Here is a 20,370-nt window from a genome sequence, read left to right as displayed (position 1 = left end):
ATGATCGCCTGTCTTTCTATGAGGTGTTGCGTGTTTACCGCGCTTTTGTAATCGACGGATACCGTTTCTGTAGCGGGTTACAGGGCTTTACAGGTGGTTACAGCAAGGGTGCGGCTCCTTCTCTACACTTGCGACACATCATGGCAATTCGAGGAAAAAAGATATGACTCGCCATCCCGTTCGCAACCTGACCATTGCCCTCGCCCTGGCGGCCTGCGCGCTGCCGGCCGTCGCGAGCGACATGAACAACGCCCTGGGCGGCGCACTCGGCGGCGTCGCCGGTGCCGCGGTGGGTGGCGCGCTGGGCGGCAGCACCGGCGCAGTGATCGGTGGTGCAGTGGGCGGCGGCGCCGGTGGCGCAGTGACCTCCAACCGCCGCGAGCGCACCGGTGCCATCATCGGCGGCGCACTGGGCGGCGGTGCCGGCACCGCAGCCGGCAACGCCATGGGCGGGCGCACCGGTGGCCTGATCGGCGCCGGCCTGGGCGGCGGCGCGGGTGCGGCGCTGGGCGGCAACGTCTCGCGCAGCAACTCGTACGACAATGACCGCCGCTATTACAACAGCAGCTACAAGCGCAAGAAGCACAAGCATCACCACCACTACGACGACTAAGAAGTCGTAGGGAGTCAGTAAAACGGGCCGTCATGGCCCGTCTTGCATTTGCGGCGTCTGGCATAATCATTCGCCAGTGGTTGCAAACCCGCCGGATGCAGAAACAAAGAAGCCCGCAACCGGAACCGGTGCGGGCTTCTTCTCCAATAAAGGCGGAGAGGCTGCGAGGCGCTCCCCCCAAGGACCTGTGGAGACCAGGTTTGAAGCAGGCGGGGCCGCACAAGGGGAGGAGGCGGCCCCGGGATCGCACTGCCAGGGCCGCCCGGGGAGGCGGGCCTGTGGCGGCCAGGCGGCCTTATAGCGGCGCGCGATCGGTAGTGGTGTCGTACTTGGCGCCGTCGGCGTAGGTGTCGAACTTGCCGGCGCGGGCGCCTTCGGAGAACGTGTCGAACTTGCCGGCGCGGGCACCGTCGGCATACGGATCGAACTTGCCGCTGCGGGCACCGTCGGTGTACGAATCGAACTTGGCTACCTTGACGCCGTCGGTGAACACATCGAACTTGCCGTTCTTGGCAAAGGCCGGTGCGGCCGACAGGGCGGCGGCGAGGGTGGCGACAGCGATCAGGGCGTAGCGGTTGGTTTTCATGATTCAGGCTTTCTCTATTGCATGGATGCCTGAGCCGTCACTTCGACGAAAGACTATGTTGCGTTGCGGCATCCGATGGCTAGATATTAGGCATTTCCCTCATATCAATAAATATCAGGATCCACAATGATTAGTTTTGATTCGAACAATAAAATAGGCTGATTACGTAAGAATTCAGCGCAGACCCGGGAGACTGTGTCATGGATCGCCTGCAATCGATGCGTGTGTTTTCCAAGGTGGTGGAACTGGGAAGCTTCGCGCGTGCAGCGCAGCAGCTGGAAATGTCCAACGCGGTGGTGACGCGCTACGTGGCCGACCTGGAAAGCCATCTGGGCACGCGCCTGCTCAACCGCACCACTCGCAGCCTGTCACTGACCGACGCCGGCGAAACCTATCTGCAGCGCTGCCAGCAGATCCTGGAAGACGTGGAAGAAGCCGAAAGCGTGGTCACGGCGCGCAGCCAGTCGCTGTCCGGCACGCTGCGGCTGGTCACCCCGGTGATGTTCGGCCTGCACCTGCTGCCAGCATTGCTGGCACGCTTCCAGCAGCTGTACCCGGACGTGGTGTTCGACGTGATCCTGTCGGACCGCAACGTCGATATCGTCGAAGAAGGCCGCGACGTCGCCGTGATGCTGTCCGACCTGGGCCTGGGCTCGCACCTGGTGGCGCGCCCGCTGATTTCGGCCGAGGTGATCCTGTGCGCGTCGCCGGGCTACGTGGCGGCGCACGCGCCGATCCGCCATGCCCATGAACTAAGCCACCACCGCTGCATTGCCATGCGCCTGCCCAGCGCCGAGCACGAATGGACGCTGCTGGGCCCGGAAGGCGAGGTAACCGTGCCGATCCGCCCCGGGCTGCTGTGCAGCAATGCCGAGCTGGCCCACCAGGCGGCGCTGGCCGACATGGGCGTGGCCATGCTGTCGTCCTACCTGGCGCGTCCCAATATCGAATCCGGCAGGCTGGTGCACGTGCTGCCGCAATACCAGCTGCCGCGACGCGATGTCAGCGTGGTCTATCCAAGCCGCAAATTCCTGCCGACCAAGGTGCGCGCCTTTATCGACTTCCTGCTGGAAGAAGGGAAGGTGGGGGGCAAGGAAGCGCAGCCGGCCCAGGCCGCCAGCCACGGCGCGCATGCCGTGCGCACCTGAGCCCCTGCCTGCGCTGCCCAAAGCAAAACGCCCGGTCGATGCCGGGCGTTTTGCCGTGACGCTCTGACGCTTACTCGCCGGCGGCTGCCGCGCGCGACTTCTTCGCCGCCGCGGTCTTGGCCGGTGCCTTCTTTGCCGCCGCTTTCTTCGCCGGTGCCTTGGTGGCAGGCGACTTGGCCGCAGTCTTGGCCGCCGTCTTCGTCGCCGGCGCGGCTTCCGTCTCGGCCGCACCGCGCGATGCCGCCTTGGCCGGCGCCTTTGCCGCGGTCTTGGCGCCCGCCTTGGGCTCGCGGGCCTCGAACTCGAAGCCGATCTTGCCGTCCGGCTGCTTGACCAGGAAGGCCTTGAAGTTGCGGCCGGTGCGCGACGACTTGAACCCGGTCAGCAGGTCGGTCTTGCCGTCGGTGAGCAGCTTGCCGATCTGCTCGCGGCTGATTTCCTGCTGCAGGATGATCTTGCCGGTGGTGAAGTCGCAGCTCTTGGGGCTGGTCGTGCTGTTCTCGCAGACATACTTCATGCCGTGCTCGAACACCGAGCCGCCGCACTTCGGGCAGGTGCCCACCGGCTGCTGGCCGCTGAAGTCGACCGGCTCGCCGTCGTTGTCGTCGTCATTCTGGCCGAAGTCGAATTCCATCTTGTAATGGCCATCGTCGTCCTTGCCCAGCTTGAGGATGGCGGCGAACGGACGGCCCATCTTGCTGCGGAAGCCCTGCAGCGGACCGATTTCCTTCTTCAGCAGCAGTTCCTCGACCTCTTCGATCTCGAACTGGCGCCCGCCCGGGATCTTGCTGATCGAGAACTCGCACGCGGTGCAGGCAAAGCGGCGGTAGTTCTCCTTGACCTGTCCGCCGCATTGCGGGCACGGCGTGTCCAGCGTGGCGTAGTCGCCCGGGATGGTGTCGCTGTCGTATTCCTTGGCGCGCTTGACGATCTGCTGCGTCATCTGCGCGATCTCAAGCATGAACTCGTCGCGCTTCATGCGCCCGCGCTCGATCTGCGAGAGCTTGTGCTCCCATTCGCCGGTCAGCTCGGCCTGCGTCAGCTCCAGCACGCCCAGGCCGCGCAACAGCGTCATCAGCTGGAACGCCTTGGCGGTCGGGATCAGCTCGCGGCCTTCGCGCACCAGGTATTTTTCCGTCAGCAGGCCTTCGATGATGGCCGCGCGCGTGGCCGGCGTGCCCAGGCCCTTGCCGGCCATGGCTTCGCGCAGCGCGTCGTCGTCCACCAGCTTGCCGGCGCCTTCCATGGCCGACAGCAGCGTGGCTTCGTTGTAGCGCGCGGGCGGCTTGGTGGTCAGGCCGACGCTCTCGACCTTGTCGGTCTTGACCTTCTCGCCCTTGGCCACCGGCACCAGGTTGGCCGCATCCTTGTCGCCCTGGGCCTCGCGGCCGTAGATCACCAGCCAGCCCGGGTTGACCAGCACCTTGCCTTCGGTCTTGAAGTGGTGGCCGGCAACTTCGGTGATGCGGGTGGTGACCTGGAACTCGGCGGCCGGGAAGAACACCGCCAGGAAGCGGCGCACCACCAGGTCGTACAGCTTCTGCTCCGGCTCGGACAGGTTCTTGGGCGCCTGCAGCGTCGGGATGATGGCGAAGTGGTCGCTGATCTTGCTGTTGTCGAAGATCTTCTTGTTCGGCTTGACCCAGCCCTGCGCCAGGATCTTCTTGGCGTGCGGCAGGTAGTTGGGCGAGCTGTCGGCCAGCATGTCCATGGTCTGCTTGACCGTGTCCAGGTAGTCCTCGGGCAGCGCGCGCGCATCGGTACGCGGGTAGGTCAGGACCTTGTGCTTTTCATACAGGGCCTGCGCCAGGCCCAGCGTGTTCTTGGCCGAGAAGCCGAAGCGCGAGTTGGCCTCGCGCTGCAGCGTGGTCAGGTCGAACAGCGCCGGCGACTGCTGCGTCGACGGCTTGGATTCCTCGGTGACGGTGCCCGCCTTGTCGCGGCAGGCGGCCACGATGCTCTTGGCCTCGGCCTCGCTCCACAGGCGCGATTCGCGCGCCTCGGGATCGAACTCGCTCTTCTTGAACTTGGGGTCGTACCAGCGGCCTTCGTACAGGCCGGCAGCGGCGATGAACTCGGCCCGCACTTCCCAGTAGTCGCGCGGCACGAAATGCTTGATCTTCTCTTCGCGCTCCACCACGATCGACAGCGTCGGCGTCTGCACGCGGCCCACAGTGGTCAGGAAGAAGCCGCCGCCCTTGCTGTTGAAGGCAGTCATGGCGCGGGTGCCGTTGATGCCGACCAGCCAGTCGGCCTCCGACCGGCAGCGCGCGGCATCGGCCAGCGGCAGCATGTCTTCGTCTTCGCGCAGGCTGGCGAAGCCGTCGCGGATCGCCTGCTGCGTCATCGACTGCAGCCACAGCCGGCGCACCGGCTGCCTGGCCTTGGCCTGTTGCGCGATCAGCCGGAAAATCAGTTCGCCTTCGCGCCCCGCGTCGCAGGCGTTGATCAGGGCGGTGACGTCCTTGCGCTTGATCAGCCGGTTCAGCACCTTCAGGCGCGACTCGGTCTTGGCGATCGGGCGCAGGTCGAAATGCGGCGGGATCACCGGCAGGTTGGCGAAGCTCCACTTGCCACGCTTGACCTCGTAATCGTCCGGTGCGGCGATCTCGACCAGGTGGCCGACGGCGGAGGACAGCACGTAATCGTCGCTCTCGAAATACTCGTCGTGCTTGGTAAACCCCCCGAGGGCACGGGCGATATCCGCCGCGACCGACGGTTTTTCCGCGATGATGAGGGCTTTTGACATGGGAAGGGTCCTTGCGAGCTGCATCCGGCAACCCGCGAATTGCACTACAAACGAAGTAATCAGAACGCCGGGGGGCTATGAGGCGCCAATAATAAGCGCGGTTTCAACGGCGGTGCAAGAAGCCCCGCCGCCGACCCAGGCGCCGCCTAGGCGGCGCTGCTCCCTCCGGCAAGCAACCAGTCCAGCACCTGCGGCACGTCTTCGGCGCTCGCCGGCATCGCCGCACCGCGGCTCAGCATGCGTTCCAGCACCTCGATGTGCGGCAGCAGGGTGCCATAGAACTGGGGTGTGCCACCCGACGCAGGCTGCACCAGCAGCGTCGGAAAATTCTCAATATCGATATCGCCAAGCGCATCCGCATGCGTCTCGATGTCGATCCAGACAAAGCAATCTTCCGGATGGCGCGCCGCCAGCGCGGTCAGCGCTGCCAGGTAGTCCCGGCACGTGCCGCACCACTGCGCGCACAGGCAGGCCACCAGGCGGCCCTGCGGCCGCGCCGCCAGGCACGCGGCAATGGCGCCGGCGTCACGTTCTGGAAAGTAAACGGTCATGGCATCGGAAACATGAGGCGCCCGCGGCACGCGGGCTGCCGGCGATTGTATCGGTATTGCGCCGCGGCTCACCCAAGCCGCCGGAACAGGCTTCCCGGTAGACGCTCGGCGTGCCCGGCCAGTTCCAGTTCCAGCAGGCGCGCCGCGACGGCTTCCGGCGGCTGGCCGCTGCGCTCGCACAGCGCATCCAGCGTAACCGGATCGTAGCCGAGAGCGGCCAGCAGGGGGTCGGCGTGGCCAGCAAAGTCAGAAAGATCCGTTTGCTCCGGCGCGGACGCGGGCACGCCCCTGGCAGCAGGGCGGGCAGGGGCCGGCAGCAAGTTGATCTCTTCCAGCACGTCTTCCACGCTCTCCACCAGCTTCGCGCCCTGGCGGATCAGCAGGTGGCAGCCTGCTGACAGCGGCGCGTGGATCGAGCCCGGGACCGCAAATACCTCGCGCCCCAGCTCGGCCGCCAGCCGTGCGGTGATCAGCGAGCCCGAGCGCGCCGCGGCCTCCACCACCAGCACCCCGCGCGCCAGGGCCGCGATGATGCGGTTGCGGCGTGGGAAGTTGGCGGGCAGGCCCTGCATGCCGAGCGGGAATTCGGTGACGATGGCGCCGCGCGCGGCCACTTCGTGCGCCAGCGCCAGGTTCTCGGCCGGATAGACCCGGTCGGCCCCCGTACCCGTAACCGCGACGGTACCGCCGCAGCCCTGCAGCCCGCCGGCATGGGCAGCGGCATCGACGCCCAGCGCCAGCCCCGAAACCACCGCCAGCCCCGACTCCGACAGCGCCCGCGCGAAGGCCTGCGCATCGCGCTTGCCCTGCTCGGTGGCGCCGCGCGCGCCGACGATGGCCACCGAAGGACGCGCCAGCAGTGCGGGATCGCCTTTGATATATAGCAGCGGCGGCGGATCGGGCAGGTCGAACAGGCGGGCAGGGTAGGCGTCGTCGCTCAACGTGACCACGTGGTTGCCGGGCGTGCCGAGCCAGGCGAGGGTGCGTTCGACCAGTGCCGGCAGCCCGGTGCCGGGCCTGGCCAGCACCGCGCGGGCGTGTTTCTTGGGGACGACGGAAGACAGCGCTGCCACGCTCTGCGACAGGACCTGCTGCGGCAGCCCGAATGCGGCCAGCAGCAGGCGCACCGTGACCGGACCGACCCCGGGCGCACAGGCGAGCTGCAGCCACGCCTTCAGCTCGTCGGCATCGCGCGTGGTGACCTGCCGGGCAGCGCCGGCGTGGCAAAGGGAAGCGGCGGCCGCCGGGGCCGCCTGCGATGTCGCCAAGAGCGGCTCAGCGCGGCGAGGTCGCCCGGTCGCCGACCGCGATCACGTTGGAGGCGTCGGTGACCAGCGCATACGACACCCCCGGGAACACGCGGAAGACAAAGGCCAGGCCGTAGCGCTCGTCGGGCAGGCGGATGGCGCGGTTGCTGTCGGTCTTGTCAGCGACGGTCTCGCCGGTGCGCGACAGCGCCAGCACATGCCCGGGCTCAATCCCGGCCTGGCTGCCGAGGTTGAGCACCACCACCTGCCTGGCGCCGCCGAACTCGACCCCGCCATAGACCTTGGCCACGCGGCCGTCGAGCTGCGCATCAGGCGCGTGCGGCACATAGCGCAGCGCTTCGCGCGCGGGCTGCGGCATCAGCAGCGTGCCCACGCCCATCTCCTGCCTGGCCTGCGTGACCTGCATGGTCGAGACCGCGTCCGGCCCCTGCGCGCCGCGCGCCAGGCGCACGTTGCCTTCATATTCGGCCTCGTAGCCGAGCACGGCCTTGGTGACGGGATCGCGCACCGGGGTGGCCGGGCGGTAGGCCTGCCAGTCGCTGCCCTGCGGCGCGTCGGCGGGGATGCCGCGCGCGTAGCCGGTGTCGTCGCGGCCAAGGATGACGCGCGACTCGGACACGGCGACGATGCGCGCCGAGGTGGCCAGCGTGTCCTGGTCGACCACCAGCGGGCGGATCAGGAAGGGCTCGATATCGGTGGCGGCGATGCTCTGGATGGCGGCGCCATCGGCGGCGGCGCCGCGCATCTGCGGCGACAGGCGCACCGTGCCGCTGCCGCCCGGCGTGGTCGACAGCCAGGCGCGGCCGTCGCGCTGGATCAGGTACAGGATCTGTCCCGGATAGATCAGGTGCGGATTTTGGATCTGTTGCCGGTTCATGCCCCACAGTTCGGGCCAGCGCCATGGCTGGCGCAGGAAACTGCCCGAGATGCCCCACAGCGTGTCACCCTTGCGCACCGTGTATTGCGACGGCGCATTGGGAGACAGGTCTGAAACGGGGATGCCCTGTTGGGCCGTGCGCTGGGCTTCGGCCTGCTGTGCCGGCGTGACCGTCAGGTCCGCGGCCAGCGCCGGAAGCGTGGCCGCGGCAGTGAAGCCAGCGGCACTCAGCAACGCACGGGCAAACTTAGAGGTGAACGCGTGCAGCCTGCGGCCCGACGCCGCCTGGTGTTCTTTGGTAAGATCGCGCATTTTCCTGACCGGCCGGTGGTTCGGCCGGATTGACCCGGGAGAGCGCGCCTGTTGCGGCGCGCCTTGAATTTTTGTACTTGCGCCCCGATTCTGCATGTAAACACCGGCCGCCGCAACGCGGCCCGGTTGCCGGCAGCAGCCGGCGTTGCGCCTGAGCATCATGGCAAAACTCGATATCCTGACCTACCCCGATCCCCGCCTGCACACCGTTGCCAAACCCGTTGCGGCGGTGGACGACCGTATCCGCCAGCTGGTGAAGGACATGGCTGAAACCATGTACGAAGCGCCAGGCATCGGGCTGGCCGCCACGCAGGTCAACGTGCATGAGCAGGTGGTGGTGATCGACGTCTCGGAAACGCGCGACCAGCTCCAGGTCTTCATCAACCCGGAGATCGTCTGGGCCAGCGACAACCGCAAGGTGTGGGAAGAGGGGTGCCTGTCGGTGCCCGAGGTCTATGACCGCGTCGAGCGCCCCGACCGGGTGCGCGTGCGCGCGCTCAACGAGAAGGGCGAAAGCTTCGAGCTCGAAGCCGACGACCTGCTGGCGGTCTGCATCCAGCACGAGATCGATCACCTGCGCGGCAAGGTCTTTGTCGAGTACCTGTCGCCGCTCAAGCTCAACCGCATCAAGAGCAGGCTGCAGAAGCGCGAGCGCACCCGCATGTAAGCGGCGCCCTGCCACAAAGATGTAACAGCCCGCCCGGAATCCCGCCGCCAGCGCGCGGCACCCGCGCGGGGTCTGTTATCTTTATGACTTCCGAAGAACAAAAGTACCGGCCGCGATAGCGGCCGGTTCTGCTTCAGGCCACGGAACCTGCCATGTCACAAGCCAGACCCCTGCGCGTCGCCTTTGCCGGCACGCCCGAGTTCGCGCGCGTCGCGCTGGAAGCCATCCACGCCGCCGGTTTTCCCGTCGTGGCCGTGCTGACGCAGCCTGACCGCCCCGCCGGTCGCGGCATGCAGCTGCAGGCCAGCCCGGTGAAGCAGTTCGCCGCCGCCAGTAGCCTTGGGCCAGTGCTGCAGCCGCGCTCGCTGCGCCGCCAGGGCAAGTATCCGGAAGACGCCGCCGCGGCCATCGACGCGCTCGCCGGCATCGCCCCCGACGTGATGGTGGTGGCCGCCTACGGCCTGATCCTGCCGGCCGAGGTGCTGACCCTGCCGCGCCTGGGCTGCCTGAATATCCACGGCTCGCTGCTGCCGCGCTGGCGCGGCGCGGCGCCGATCCACCGTGCCATCGAAGCGGGCGATGCCGAGACCGGCATCACGCTGATGCAAATGGACGAAGGCCTGGACACCGGCGACATGCTCACGCGCGAGGCCGTGCCGATCGGCCCGGACGACACCACCGGCACGCTGCACGACACCCTGTCCGCGCTGGGCGCGCGCATGACCGTGGCAGCGCTGCAGGAGCTGGCCGCCAGCCGCGCGCTGGCCGCCACGCCGCAGCCGGCCGAAGGCGTCACCTACGCCGGGAAGATCGCCAAGGACGAGGCGCCGCTGGACCTGCGCCGCCCGGCCGCGGCGCTGGCCAACCAGGTGCGCGCGTTCAACCCCTTCCCGGGCGCGACGGTGCAGGTGGGCGATACCGTGATCAAGTGCTGGCGGGCCGTGCCGCTGGCCGCCGCCAGCAGCCTGCCGCATCCGCCCGGCACGGTGCTGGCGGCCGACGCCGCCGGCATTATCATCGCCTGCGGCGAGGGCAGCGCACTGCAGGTCACCGAGCTGCAGAAGCCGGGCGGGCGCCGCCAGCCGGCGCAGCAGTTCCTGCAAGCCCTGCCGCTGCCCCCGGGCACGCGCTGCGCGGTTCCCGGCAACGGCGAGGCGCAGGCATAACCGGTCGGGCCGGCCTTTGCCGCACATGGCGGCATAAGTGCCGGCGGAACCGCCCGGCGGGCGCAACCGGCCAGGGCTCCCCCTGAAACCGTTGAACAGCCGTTGAATTTTCGGGTATCACCCCCTATCTAACGGTCATCGCGTCCGCTCTCGCCCCGGGACGCGGCTCACGATTACACGGAGATCACCGCAATGTTCAACTGGGTCAAGACCTTCATGCTGATGGCGGCCATCACCGCGCTGTTCATCGTCATCGGCGGCATGATCGGCGGGCGCAGCGGCATGATGATGGCGCTGCTGCTTGCGCTGGGCATGAACTTCTTCTCCTACTGGTTTTCGGACAAGATGGTCCTGCGCATGTACAACGCGCAGGAAGTCGACGCCGGCAGCGCGCCGCAGTTCTACGGCATGGTGCAGGAACTGGCGCAGCGCGCCGGCCTGCCGATGCCGCGCGTGTACCTGATCAATGAAGACGCGCCCAACGCCTTTGCCACCGGACGCAATCCGGAGCACGCCGCGGTGGCGGCCACCACCGGCATCCTGCGGGTGTTGTCCGAGCGCGAACTGCGCGGCGTGATGGCGCATGAGCTGGCGCACGTGCGCCACCGCGACATCCTGACCTCGACCATCGCCGCCACCATGGCCGGTGCGATCTCGGCGCTGGCCAATATGGCGATGTTCTTCGGCGGGCGCGACGAGAACGGCAACCGCAGCAACCCGATCGCCAGCATTGCCGTGGCAATCCTGGCCCCGCTGGCGGCATCGCTGATCCAGATGGCGATCTCGCGCGCACGTGAATTCGAGGCCGACCGCGGCGGCGCCGAGATCAGCGGCGACCCCCAGGCGCTGGCCAGCGCACTGGACAAGATCCACCGCTACGCCCAGGGCATCCCGTTCCAGGCGGCCGAAGAACACCCGGCCACGGCGCAGATGATGATCATGAACCCGCTCTCGGGGGGCGCCATCGCCAACCTGTTCTCAACCCACCCGGCCACCGAGGAGCGCATCGCGCGCCTGATGCAGATGGCCCAGACCGGCACCTATCCCGCCTGAGCGGCCGGAAATCCGGGGTAGAGTTCCCGCACAGGGTAAACTGCCCGCTGTTCCGCATGGACCGGCGGGCTTTTTTTTGCCCGCGCCGGCCTGCTTCCCGATTCAACGCCTGACCCGCTGCCTGACCGCCGCCTGACCGATATGCGCCTGCCTCCCGATTCGCTTGCCTTCCAGATGCTTGGCGCCGCCACCGCGGTGCGCGCCGTCAGCGAAGGCACAGCCTTGCCCCAGGCGATCGAGGACGCCGCCGCACAGTTGCGGCTGGACCGCGTGCGCGATGCCGCCACGCGCGGCGCGCTGCAGGACATCGCTTATCGCACCATGCGCCAGTTCGGCACGGCACGCGCACTGGTGACAAAGCTGGTCACGCGCCCGCCGGGCGCGCAAGTCGATTCGCTGCTGGCCGTGGCGCTGGCGCTGCTGCTGGAGCACACGCCGGGCCCGCGCGACAAGGACAGCACGGACAAGGCGCGCCAGGACGCGGACGCCGGCCGCCCGGGCTACAGCACCTTCACGGTGGTCGACCAGGCGGTCAGCGCCGCCGCCTCCGAACCCAAGACTGCGCATGCGCGCGGCCTGGTCAACGCGGTGCTGCGCCGTTTCCTGCGCGAACGCAAGGCGCTGCTGGCCGAGGTCACCCGCGACGAGCAGGCGCGCTGGAACCTGCCGCCGTGGTGGCTGCGCATGCTGCGCGAGGCCTACCCGGACCAGTGGATGGCCCTGGCCGCCAGCGCCAACGTGCGCCCGCCGATGACGGTGCGCGTCAACACCGCGCGCGTGTCCGTGCAGCAGTACCAGACCGACCTTGCCAACGCCGGCCTGGCTGGCCACGTGGTCGGCCCGCAGGCCGTGCGCCTGGTGCGCGCGGTGCCGGTGACGCAGTTGCCGGGCTTTGCCGAAGGCGTGGTCTCGGTGCAGGATGCCGGCGCGCAGCTGGCCGCGCCGCTGCTCGAGGTGGCCGACGGCATGCGCGTGCTGGATGCCTGCGCGGCACCCGGCGGCAAGACCGGGCACCTGCTGGAACTGGCCGATATTGAAGTCACCGCGGTGGAAAGCGACCCGCAGCGCACCACCCGCATCGGCGAGAACCTGGCGCGCCTGGGCAAGCAAGCCAGGATCGTGGTCGGCGATGCCAGCCGGCCCGCCGACTGGTGGGACGGCCAGCCCTTTGACCGCATCCTGGCCGACGTGCCGTGCTCGGCTTCGGGCATTGTGCGGCGCCATCCCGATATCCGCTGGCTGCGCCGTGAGACCGATATTGCCAAGCTCATCACCGAGCAGCGCCGCATCGTCTCGCAGCTGTGGCCGCTGCTCAAGCCGGGCGGCATCCTGGTCTATGTCACCTGTTCTATTTTCCCAACGGAAGGCGAGGAGCAGGCGCGCTGGTTTGGTGCACAGCTGGCAGATGCGATACGATTGCAGGCGCCGGGGCAGCTGCTGCCCGGCACCCATGCCACGCAAGCAGCCGGCCCCAATGGCGAAAAGGACGCCAGTGCCGGCACCAGCCTGCCGTCGGATCACGATGGCTTCTTCTACGCCCGCTTCCAGAAACGCGCCTGATCTGATCCGATGCTGAGCACGCCGCGCCTGTCAGACTTCCGCGTCATGGTGGACACGAACGTGGACACTACCGCGGACCAGGCGTGCCTGCATCTGCGCCCCGGCGGCGCGGGCAGGCGTGGCCTGCTGGCGCGGTGGTGGCTTGCACTGGTGCTGGCGCTCGCCTCGGTACTGTGGTTGCCGCCCGCCGCGCGCGCGCAGGTCATCGAGGCCACCGAGGCGCGCATCGAATTCCAGGACGGCGGCTTCGAGCTTGCCGCCAGCTTCGACTTCGACCTGCCGCCCGCGCTGGAAGACGCGTTGCACAAGGGCATCTCCCTCTATTTCGCGATTGACTTCCAGCTCTCGCGCTCGCGCTGGTACTGGTTCGACGACAAGCCGGTCAACACCACCCGCAGCGTGCGCCTGTCGTACCAGCCGCTGACGCGCCAGTACCGTGTTTCCACCGGCGGCCTGCAGCTGCCGTTCACGCGCTTGAAGAGCGCGCTGCAGTTTATCCAGCGCGTGCGCGGCTGGCGCGTGTTCGAGCGCAATGCGATCAAGCCGGGCGAGACCTACCACGCGGAAGTACGCATGCGGCTGGACCTGTCGCAACTGCCCAAGCCGTTCCAGATCAACGCCGTCAACACGCGTGAATGGAACCTGGCCTCCGACTGGCGGCGCTTTGTCTATACGGTGCCGACGGACCTGAACGCACCGCCGCCACCCCCGCCGCCCGCAGCGCCGCCGCCCGCGCCGGCCCCAGGCCCCGCATCGCCGGTGCTGCCGGCCTCGCCCGCCGTACCCGCGCCTGCGTCGGCGCCTGCCGCTGCCATTGACTCACGCGGCCTGACCATGCAGGCGGTGTCATACGGACTGTCGCCCGCACTGCTGCTGCAGCCCGTATCGAACCAGCCATGAACAACTCGCTGTGGGACAGCCGGTTCCGGCGCGTGCTGTACCGCGTCGTGGCCGGGATCATCGTCTTCCTGGCGCTGGTGCTGGTGGGCCTGCTGGCCGGGGCATCGGCCAACACCGAATTCTTCGATCGCTATTTCACGCTGCTGTTCAAGGTGAACCTGGTGATCGGCGCCCTGCTGGTGCTGATCGTGGGTGCACTGGCGCTGACGCTGTGGCTGCGCTATCGCCGCGGCAAGTTCGGCACGCGGCTGATGACCAAGCTCGCCGTGTTCTTCGGCGTGGTGGGCGTGCTGCCCGGCGTGCTGATCTACCTGGTATCGCTGCAGTTCGTCTCGCGCAGCATCGAGTCCTGGTTCGACGTGCGCGTGGAAACCGCGCTCGAGGCCGGCCTGAACCTGGGCCGCTCCACCATCGACAGCTCACTCGCCGACCTGCAGGTCAAGGCACGCCTGATGGCCGAGCAGCTCGCCGGCGCCTCCGGCGTGGCCACCTCGCTGCAACTGAACCGCCTGCGCGAGCAGTATGGCGTCCAGGAAGCCGCCATCTTCACCGGCAGCGGCCGCGTGCTGGCCACGGCGTCCAGCAGCTATGCGTCGCTGGTGCCAGACCTGCCTTCCGGCGTGCTGGCCGAACAGGCACGGCTGGCCGGCGGCTACGCAGCGGTGGAGGGCGGCACCGACTCGTCGGGCGACGGCAGCCCGGGCACCGAGCGCGTCGACAGCAGCCACCTGTACCGGCTGCGCGTGATCATTCCGCTGGGCGCAAGCCCGACCACGGCACAGGATGGCACAGCAGGCGGCAGCGCACCTCGCGCGCTGGCCAAGACGCCGCGCTGGGCCGGCTCCGGCCTGTCGGTGGAGCGCCGCCCGGAAGAATCGCCGTCGAGCGGCTTCGGGCTGGTCGGCGAGACCGTGCGCGAGGAACGCTACCTGCAGGTGCTGCACCCGGTGCCGGCGGTGCTCGCGCGCAATGCCGACGAGGTCCAGCGCGCGTACCAGGAATACCAGGAAAAGGCACTGGGCCGCACCGGCCTGCGCAAGATGTATATCGGCACGCTGACGCTGACGCTGTTCCTGGCCGTCTTCATCGCGGTGATGCTGGCGCTGCTGCTGGGCGGGCAATTGGCGCGGCCGCTGCTGATGCTGCTGCAGGGGACCAAGGAAGTGGCCGAGGGCGACCTCTCGCCCAAGCGCGAACTGAAAAGCCGCGACGAGCTCGGCATGCTCACGCAGCAGTTCAACCAGATGACGCGCCAGCTGGCCGAGGCGCGGCTGGCGGTGGAAGAGAACCGCACCGCGCTGGAGCAATCGAAGGCCTACCTGGAAAGCGTGCTGCAGAACCTGACTGCCGGCGTGCTGGTGTTCGACCGCCGTTTTGTGCTGATTACCGCCAATCCCGGCGCGGAGCGCATCTTCCGCCAGCCGTTCGGCGCGGTGCTGGGCCTGCCGGTTGAGCACATTCCTGGCATGGGGCCGTTCGGCGAGATCGTGCGCCAGGCCTTCTCGGACCAGAACACCAGCGAGGTGCTGGGCGGCGCCGAGCACTGGCAGAAGCAGATCGAGCTGCCACAGGGCGAGGAACAGCCGCTTACGCTGCTGGTGCGCGGCGCACGCCTGCCCGGCGGCGAGCGCGATGAGCCCGGCTACGTGATCGTCTTCGACGATATCTCCGATGTGATTTCCGCTCAACGCTCGGTGGCCTGGGGCGAGGTGGCACGGCGCCTTGCGCACGAGATCAAGAACCCGCTGACACCGATCCAGCTCTCGGCCGAGCGCCTGCAGATGAAGCTCTCGCCCAAGCTCGAAGGCACCGACGCCGATGTGCTCAAGCGTGGCGCCGCCACCATCGTCAACCAGGTGGCCGCGATGAAGCGCATGGTCGATGACTTCCGCGACTACGCGCGCACGCCGCCCGCGGTGCTGCAGTCGCTGCAGCTCAACAGCCTGGTGGCGGAGGTGCTGCACCTGTACGGCATTGATGATCCCGCGGTGCACGAGCACCCGGTGATCCATCCGACGCTGGGCAGCGCGCTGCCCGAGATCAAGGGCGATCCGACGCAGTTGCGCCAGGTCATCCACAACCTGCTGCAGAACGCACAGGATGCCGCCGCCGAGAACGTCGCGGCCGGTAGGGCGGCGCCCCATATCACTCTGCACACCGAGACTGTAGAATACAAAGATTCTGCCGGCGAAAACCGCCAGGCCGTCAAGCTCACCATTGCGGACAATGGTCCCGGTTTTGCACCACGAATCCTGAGCCGTGCGTTCGAGCCCTACGTGACCACGAAAGCCAAGGGCACGGGTCTGGGGCTCGCGATGGTAAAGAAGATCATTGACGAACACGGCGCGCGAATCGAGTTGCGCAATCGCATGGAAGGTGCGGAGATCGTCGGTGCGCAGATCTCGATCCTGTTCGTTAAACTGACATAGTCAACAATGGCGTCCGGTCCCGGAACGCTGCGGTGGGGTTAAGAGGGGAAGTATGGCAACGATCCTCGTAGTCGATGACGAAATGGGAATCCGGGAGCTGCTCTCGGAGATCCTCAGCGACGAAGGCCACGTGGTCGAACTCGCGGAGAACGCGCTGCAGGCGCGCGAATACCGCGCGGCGGGTACGCCCGACCTCGTGCTGCTCGATATCTGGATGCCCGATACCGATGGCGTGACCCTGCTCAAGGAATGGTCCGCGCAGGGACAGCTGACGATGCCCGTCATCATGATGTCGGGCCACGCCACCATCGACACGGCGGTCGAGGCGACCAAGATCGGCGCACTCAATTTCCTTGAGAAGCCGATCGCACTGCAGAAGCTGCTGTCCGCGGTCGAGCAGGGCCTGGCCCGCGGCATCGAACGGCCGCGCAGCAGCGCGGCCACCACCGCCGCGCCCGCCACGGCACCGTCGGCCGAGTCCGGTTCGGCCGACGCCATGCCCGAGACCACCGCCGAGGCCGCCCCCAACGGCAACCCCGCGCGCGTGCCCGAGGCCGAGATGCAGTTCTCCTTCGACATGCCGCTGCGCGAAGCGCGCGACCTGTTCGAGCGCGCCTACTTTGAATACCATCTGCTGCGCGAACACGGCAGCATGACCCGCGTGGCCGAGAAGACCGGGCTGGAGCGTACCCACCTGTACCGCAAGCTCAAGCAGCTCGGCGTCGAGCTGGGCCGCAACAAGCCCGAGCCGGCCGAGCAATAAGGCAGTGACGCACATGACGCTTGACTGACCAAAAAAGTCCAGTTATAGTTTCGCTTCTTTGGCCCGGTAGCTCAGTCGGTAGAGCAGAGGATTGAAAATCCTTGTGTCGGCGGTTCGATTCCGTCCCAGGCCACCAGACAAATCAAGGGGTTACAGCGCATCGCGTTGTAGCCCCTTGTCCGTTTTGGGCGCCATGTAACACCGCATGTAAGCGGTTTGCGTCGACGGCTGGCTCAGTCGGTCGCTGCCCGCAGAACGGCGCATTCGAAAACCGCCGCAGGCTGCCAGGTCAGTGGTGGGCCCGTTCCGAGACGGGGCTCTCTCATGTCCCCTACCTCAGATGGATTGGCGTCCGCGAAATCGGTTGGCGACCTTTCCTTGCGCTGGCTCGCGGCTAACCCCTGCTGCTTCACCGGGGGGCCTAATAGGGGCGTGGGTGTCAATTGGCTTCTAGGGTTGGGAAAATTCCCCGAGCAGCCGTTGATGTAGCAAATGCTTTGGCTTCGGCCCGTGCGAGACGAAGACCGGCAGCCATTGCCTCCGTTTGGAGCGAATCCTGTAGCGCATCCAGTGCTCGGCGTGTTGCTTCGCCAGTAGTCGTATCTTCATGCCTTGCCTCAAAGAAACATGCCCGAGCCTTCGCGCCGGGCTTTCGGCTGCACACCTACAGATGCAGTTTGGCGTCCAACCATTCGAGATAACGCTGCGCTGATTCCACGTGCGCCCACGCGGTGGTACGACTACCGTGGCTTGTTCCCGGGCAGCAGGAAGGCGGGCACGCGGACCGTCGTTTTCGCCAACACGACACAGCGCATCGACTTCGCCGACCGCCGTTTGCTCAAGGTGCGTATTTTCATGGCCACAGCAAGGAGGTGGGGGATAGCACATTCGCAAGCATACCCTGCCCTTACGATCGAATCATGCGCAGAAGTCCGCTGTGCGGCCAAGACCAATGTGGGTAGGCCTGCTTACGCAACCTGGAGCTGAACGTGCCTGCAAGTCCCATTTTCCGTTTCGACTGGACGCAAACTGTCACAGTCCCCATCAGGCGCGTTGGCGAACGCTGGGAATGCTTCTACGGCGGGGATGTGCCCGTTGAGCAGGGCGCGCTGGCCGAACTGACCATCCGCACCGCCGAAATCACGGATGAATTGTTCATCGCCCGCATGACCCAGACGACAAAGGTCAAAATCCTGGAAGAGGGCACGCCCCTGATGGTCGCATTGAGCGACCGCAGTTTCCCTAAGAAGACGCCATGGCCGGACGTCGCCCCGGAAGACGTCCCGCAAGGCACGACACGCTTCGAACGCATTGTGATCGGCCCGCCCGAAGCCAAACACCCCCGCACAAAGGCCGCCCGCCTCTTCATTGGCCCGCCCGAGTCAGGAGGGCTGTGGCTGCGACTCAAGGGCCTCGAGCGGTCAGAGTTGACGTGTAGCACTGTCCTGATGCCGGATGGCTTGCAATCGAACTCCGCGGTGAGCCTGAACCATGCATTCACGCTACTTTCGAAGACGTATGAGACGCACCGCATCTCCAACACCGGCAACGTCTACAGGCACTGCTTCTACCAGGAGTCCGACGACCGCTGGTATCCGCTGGATGACTTACGCACTGGCGTACGAGCACAAAGCGAACGGACGCTTATCAATGCTGCGTGGAGTCAAATCGAGCAAGCACTTGGCTGGCGGCCAGTGACGGAAGGGCGCAGAAAAAAGAAATGACCTAAAACGGAGCAGCGTCTGACTGCGCGAATGGCCACAGATGGGTCGGTGGCGCCAAGCGATACGACGCTGAGTGGGATTCGCCTGGCTGGCGCGGTGGAATTTGTTCACCCCCGCCAGCCGGTTTGCGCGCCGCGCTGCCAACCTGCGCTTTGCGCCGACTGACGTGACGATGCTCCGTTCAGGGTCGACGGAGGAAGTCGGGGAGGGGGTCGGGGAGGGTGACGGGCGCTTCGCCGCCGGGCTCTCTGGCGTAGGAAAGGATGGTGCCGTCCGCAAGGTGGACGCACTCAACACCGGTGCGCAGCAGAAACGCGGGGATGCTGGTGTCGTCGGGGTCGACTTTTCCCGGGGACCGGACAAGGAACTCGACAGGTTGGTCAAGGTCGCGCCAGTCGGGCTGGCGGCTGACGAGGCCGACCTCATTATCGAGCGCGTCCCGCGTACCTTCCGGACGCACGACCGGACCAAGGTTCGTCCGTTGGGCACGTGTGCGGAGCTTCCGCCGAAGGTACAGGCCAGCTATCAGCGCGAGCACTGCTAGGGCGCCAACGATGCCAAGAGCGTTCATGACGGCATGTGTCTATCCAAGTGACCCAACCATCCTAGCATGACTGGATATGAGGCGACGGCTTGTGGAACGGCCTGATTGCCTTCGATCAACCGGGCAACGCCTTGGCCGCCGGTGCCGCTAAGGGCGCCGTAGCGACCATATTGCTTAGTTCAAGGCTTTCAGCACAAAGGGCAGGGCACCCAAGACGAAAAAACCGACAGAGAGCCAGCCGAATACTTCTGCCAGCCTAAAGTACGGCTCACCGGACCTTACATCCTGAAGCAGCCTCTCCGCGGCATCGAAAACAGTCTTGGGTGCGGTCCACTTGTGGGCCGATTCGTCATACGTGCGAATCCGGGTCAGCAGTTCAGCACGGCGCTTGTCATGCCCGCGGTGGTTCATGTACATATCCGCGAGAGCAAAGAGTAAGCCAAGGCTAAATGAGACCTCTGCTGGGATCGGGCCGATCGGTGGAAGTGGTTTGCTTGTAGCTGCCAGAGCAGCCGCGCCCGTGAGCCCCGCGCTATTGACGAATGCCAAATGCTTGACCGTCTCAAGGACCCATGAATCCGACTGCCCTGATTGCTCTTTGTGCCAATCGACAGCCACTTTTCGCATGTCTGCTCGGTAAGCATCGATACTCCGACGGAGTTCGCTTGGGGAGGGCTGTTCTTGAGACATTTGCGCAAAGTGAAGTAGCTGAGGTGAGAAGCGTCGCTTGCGGCGCTAATTATCGCTTAAACCGCTCCGGCGGTACCATGCCCGGCCGCTTGACCTTCACCCAGTCGCGTGACCGATCGCCGGCCTGATACGTCGAGCCGGCTCGCTTGCCTACAACTCCCTCCAGACCCAGCGCCAAGGCAGGGCCGTACAGCCAGGCTCCATCCTCGACGCTGTCCAGGAACCGCAGACTCACATCCGCCGGCCCGATCAACTTCCGCAGGGCCGGCTTCCGACGCTCCAGCGGCTGCCCACGCAGATCCTTTCCTTTGCCGACCAGCAGGTCGAACACGCCGTAGACAACGGGGTCGCGCCGCGATTGTAGGAAACCGGAATTAGCCGGACTACAAAACAGTTTGCTGGACTGGAAATCCGGAATTAGGCGGACTGGCGTGCAATCCCGGGACGCTGAGCCAAGACTTGGGCGGTTCCGGTTCACCGGCGCCCTTTGGCTGACGGAAGCGAGAGAGTGGGTCACCGCACCTCGCTATCCTAGCCCGCGACCGCGATGCCTGGCGGGCTCGGGCGGATCGACGCTTTGACGTCGAAGCTCTCATCCATGCGTGCGTTCCGGATGCCGCCACTTGCAATCTAGGTGTTGTGGCCGACGCGATCCGGGAGTGGTTCGATAGTTTCGAGGACGGCATTCCGACATTGCGGATGGCGTCGCAAGATCGATGAAAAGGCCCGCACCGGGGCTACGACACTCGTCAGCGTCGGGAACCGGCTGA

At 66.5% G+C, this 20,370-nt stretch carries 18 protein-coding genes and 1 tRNA gene; 12 read left to right on the top strand and 7 right to left on the bottom strand.

Going from position 1 to position 20,370, the window contains the following annotated elements; translation table 11 throughout:
• Nucleotides 1-163 precede the first annotated feature (163 nt).
• On the top strand, nt 164-613 hold the full coding sequence (locus A3A5_RS0118640) for a hypothetical protein (RefSeq protein WP_018312055.1): 450 nt from the start codon (nt 164-166) through the stop codon (nt 611-613).
• Between the two features lie 295 nt (nt 614-908).
• Here the strand turns inward: A3A5_RS0118640 and A3A5_RS0118635 are convergent, their stop codons facing one another.
• A complete protein-coding gene (locus A3A5_RS0118635; RefSeq protein ID WP_018312054.1) occupies nt 909-1,199 on the bottom strand; it encodes a hypothetical protein in 291 nt (96 codons plus the stop codon).
• 200 nt (nt 1,200-1,399) lie between these two features.
• Between A3A5_RS0118635 and A3A5_RS0118630 the strand changes: the two genes are divergently transcribed.
• Nucleotides 1,400-2,347: a LysR family transcriptional regulator gene (locus A3A5_RS0118630; RefSeq protein WP_018312053.1), complete on the top strand. Its 948-nt coding sequence runs from the start codon at nt 1,400-1,402 to the stop codon at nt 2,345-2,347.
• Nucleotides 2,348-2,417: 70 nt separating this feature from the next.
• Here A3A5_RS0118630 and A3A5_RS0118625 read toward each other — a convergent pair whose 3' ends face one another.
• The 4 genes from A3A5_RS0118625 to A3A5_RS0118610 all read right to left on the bottom strand — a co-directional run bounded on the left by A3A5_RS0118625 (nt 2,418) and on the right by A3A5_RS0118610 (nt 8,104).
• Nucleotides 2,418-5,096, bottom strand: coding sequence for a DNA topoisomerase III (locus A3A5_RS0118625; protein ID WP_018312052.1), 2,679 nt, complete (start codon nt 5,094-5,096; stop codon nt 2,418-2,420).
• Nucleotides 5,097-5,242: 146 nt separating this feature from the next.
• Nucleotides 5,243-5,647 (bottom strand): thioredoxin domain-containing protein, encoded by a 405-nt coding sequence (locus A3A5_RS0118620; RefSeq protein WP_018312051.1) that lies wholly within the window; start codon nt 5,645-5,647, stop codon nt 5,243-5,245.
• A gap of 68 nt (nt 5,648-5,715) precedes the next feature.
• Complete coding sequence (gene dprA / locus A3A5_RS0118615) at nt 5,716-6,915, bottom strand: DNA-processing protein DprA (protein WP_018312050.1); 1,200 nt, start codon at nt 6,913-6,915, stop codon at nt 5,716-5,718.
• A 7-nt stretch (nt 6,916-6,922) separates the two neighbouring features.
• Nucleotides 6,923-8,104, bottom strand: coding sequence for a LysM peptidoglycan-binding domain-containing protein (locus tag A3A5_RS0118610; RefSeq protein ID WP_018312049.1), 1,182 nt, complete (start codon nt 8,102-8,104; stop codon nt 6,923-6,925).
• 160 nt (nt 8,105-8,264) lie between these two features.
• On the opposite strand from A3A5_RS0118610, the gene def reads away from it, so the two are divergent.
• The 10 genes from def (at nt 8,265) to A3A5_RS0118560 (ending at nt 18,910) form a co-directional block, all read left to right on the top strand.
• Complete coding sequence (gene def, locus A3A5_RS0118605; protein WP_026200901.1) at nt 8,265-8,771, top strand: peptide deformylase; 507 nt, start codon at nt 8,265-8,267, stop codon at nt 8,769-8,771.
• A 152-nt stretch (nt 8,772-8,923) separates the two neighbouring features.
• Nucleotides 8,924-9,937 (top strand): methionyl-tRNA formyltransferase, encoded by a 1,014-nt coding sequence (fmt, locus tag A3A5_RS0118600; protein ID WP_018312047.1) that lies wholly within the window; start codon nt 8,924-8,926, stop codon nt 9,935-9,937.
• A gap of 192 nt (nt 9,938-10,129) precedes the next feature.
• Entirely contained in the window at nt 10,130-10,990 is an 861-nt protein-coding gene (gene htpX, locus A3A5_RS0118595) for a zinc metalloprotease HtpX (protein ID WP_013958442.1), read from the top strand.
• Nucleotides 10,991-11,131: 141 nt separating this feature from the next.
• Nucleotides 11,132-12,550: a 16S rRNA (cytosine(967)-C(5))-methyltransferase RsmB gene (gene rsmB / locus A3A5_RS0118590; RefSeq protein ID WP_018312046.1), complete on the top strand. Its 1,419-nt coding sequence runs from the start codon at nt 11,132-11,134 to the stop codon at nt 12,548-12,550.
• A 9-nt stretch (nt 12,551-12,559) separates the two neighbouring features.
• A complete protein-coding gene (locus A3A5_RS0118585; RefSeq protein WP_018312045.1) occupies nt 12,560-13,450 on the top strand; it encodes a DUF4390 domain-containing protein in 891 nt (296 codons plus the stop codon).
• A complete protein-coding gene (locus A3A5_RS0118580) occupies nt 13,447-15,879 on the top strand; it encodes a PAS domain-containing sensor histidine kinase (RefSeq protein ID WP_018312044.1) in 2,433 nt (810 codons plus the stop codon). Before A3A5_RS0118585 ends, A3A5_RS0118580 begins: the two co-directional genes overlap by 4 nt.
• 52 nt (nt 15,880-15,931) lie before the next feature.
• Nucleotides 15,932-16,642: a response regulator gene (locus tag A3A5_RS0118575; protein ID WP_018312043.1), complete on the top strand. Its 711-nt coding sequence runs from the start codon at nt 15,932-15,934 to the stop codon at nt 16,640-16,642.
• 60 nt (nt 16,643-16,702) lie between these two features.
• Nucleotides 16,703-16,778 (top strand) — tRNA-Phe (locus tag A3A5_RS0118570).
• An 853-nt stretch (nt 16,779-17,631) separates the two neighbouring features.
• Nucleotides 17,632-18,366, top strand: coding sequence for a hypothetical protein (locus A3A5_RS0118565; RefSeq protein ID WP_018312042.1), 735 nt, complete (start codon nt 17,632-17,634; stop codon nt 18,364-18,366).
• A gap of 103 nt (nt 18,367-18,469) precedes the next feature.
• Complete coding sequence (locus A3A5_RS0118560) at nt 18,470-18,910, top strand: hypothetical protein (RefSeq protein WP_018312041.1); 441 nt, start codon at nt 18,470-18,472, stop codon at nt 18,908-18,910.
• 174 nt (nt 18,911-19,084) lie between these two features.
• Here A3A5_RS0118560 and A3A5_RS0118555 read toward each other — a convergent pair whose 3' ends face one another.
• Both A3A5_RS0118555 and A3A5_RS44920 read right to left on the bottom strand, forming a co-directional pair.
• On the bottom strand, nt 19,085-19,537 hold the full coding sequence (locus A3A5_RS0118555) for a hypothetical protein (RefSeq protein WP_018312040.1): 453 nt from the start codon (nt 19,535-19,537) through the stop codon (nt 19,085-19,087).
• Nucleotides 19,538-19,649: 112 nt separating this feature from the next.
• Complete coding sequence (locus A3A5_RS44920) at nt 19,650-20,078, bottom strand: hypothetical protein (protein WP_255343521.1); 429 nt, start codon at nt 20,076-20,078, stop codon at nt 19,650-19,652.
• Between the last annotated feature and the right edge of the window lie 292 nt (nt 20,079-20,370).

The sequence above is a fragment of the Cupriavidus sp. UYPR2.512 genome, assembly GCF_000379565.1.
Classification (GTDB): domain Bacteria; phylum Pseudomonadota; class Gammaproteobacteria; order Burkholderiales; family Burkholderiaceae; genus Cupriavidus.
The sequence above is the reverse complement of the archived record's forward strand: the minus strand, read 5'-3'. Positions and strand labels throughout refer to the sequence as shown.

Excerpts from the sequence above, each read along its gene's own strand:
- A3A5_RS0118635 (WP_018312054.1), bottom strand. The coding sequence starts at position 1,199 with ATGAAAACCAACCGCTACGCCCTGATCGCTGTCGCCACCCTCGCCGCC.
- htpX (WP_013958442.1), top strand. The coding sequence starts at position 10,130 with ATGTTCAACTGGGTCAAGACCTTCATGCTGATGGCGGCCATCACCGCG.
- A3A5_RS0118610 (WP_018312049.1), bottom strand. The coding sequence starts at position 8,104 with ATGCGCGATCTTACCAAAGAACACCAGGCGGCGTCGGGCCGCAGGCTG.
- A3A5_RS0118620 (WP_018312051.1), bottom strand. The coding sequence starts at position 5,647 with ATGACCGTTTACTTTCCAGAACGTGACGCCGGCGCCATTGCCGCGTGC.
- A3A5_RS0118575 (WP_018312043.1), top strand. The coding sequence starts at position 15,932 with ATGGCAACGATCCTCGTAGTCGATGACGAAATGGGAATCCGGGAGCTG.
- def (WP_026200901.1), top strand. The coding sequence starts at position 8,265 with ATGGCAAAACTCGATATCCTGACCTACCCCGATCCCCGCCTGCACACC.
- A3A5_RS0118630 (WP_018312053.1), top strand. The coding sequence starts at position 1,400 with ATGGATCGCCTGCAATCGATGCGTGTGTTTTCCAAGGTGGTGGAACTG.
- rsmB (WP_018312046.1), top strand. The coding sequence starts at position 11,132 with ATGCGCCTGCCTCCCGATTCGCTTGCCTTCCAGATGCTTGGCGCCGCC.
- A3A5_RS0118625 (WP_018312052.1), bottom strand. The coding sequence starts at position 5,096 with ATGTCAAAAGCCCTCATCATCGCGGAAAAACCGTCGGTCGCGGCGGAT.
- A3A5_RS0118580 (WP_018312044.1), top strand. The coding sequence starts at position 13,447 with ATGAACAACTCGCTGTGGGACAGCCGGTTCCGGCGCGTGCTGTACCGC.
- A3A5_RS0118640 (WP_018312055.1), top strand. The coding sequence starts at position 164 with ATGACTCGCCATCCCGTTCGCAACCTGACCATTGCCCTCGCCCTGGCG.
- A3A5_RS0118585 (WP_018312045.1), top strand. The coding sequence starts at position 12,560 with ATGCTGAGCACGCCGCGCCTGTCAGACTTCCGCGTCATGGTGGACACG.
- fmt (WP_018312047.1), top strand. The coding sequence starts at position 8,924 with ATGTCACAAGCCAGACCCCTGCGCGTCGCCTTTGCCGGCACGCCCGAG.
- A3A5_RS0118555 (WP_018312040.1), bottom strand. The coding sequence starts at position 19,537 with ATGCGAAAAGTGGCTGTCGATTGGCACAAAGAGCAATCAGGGCAGTCG.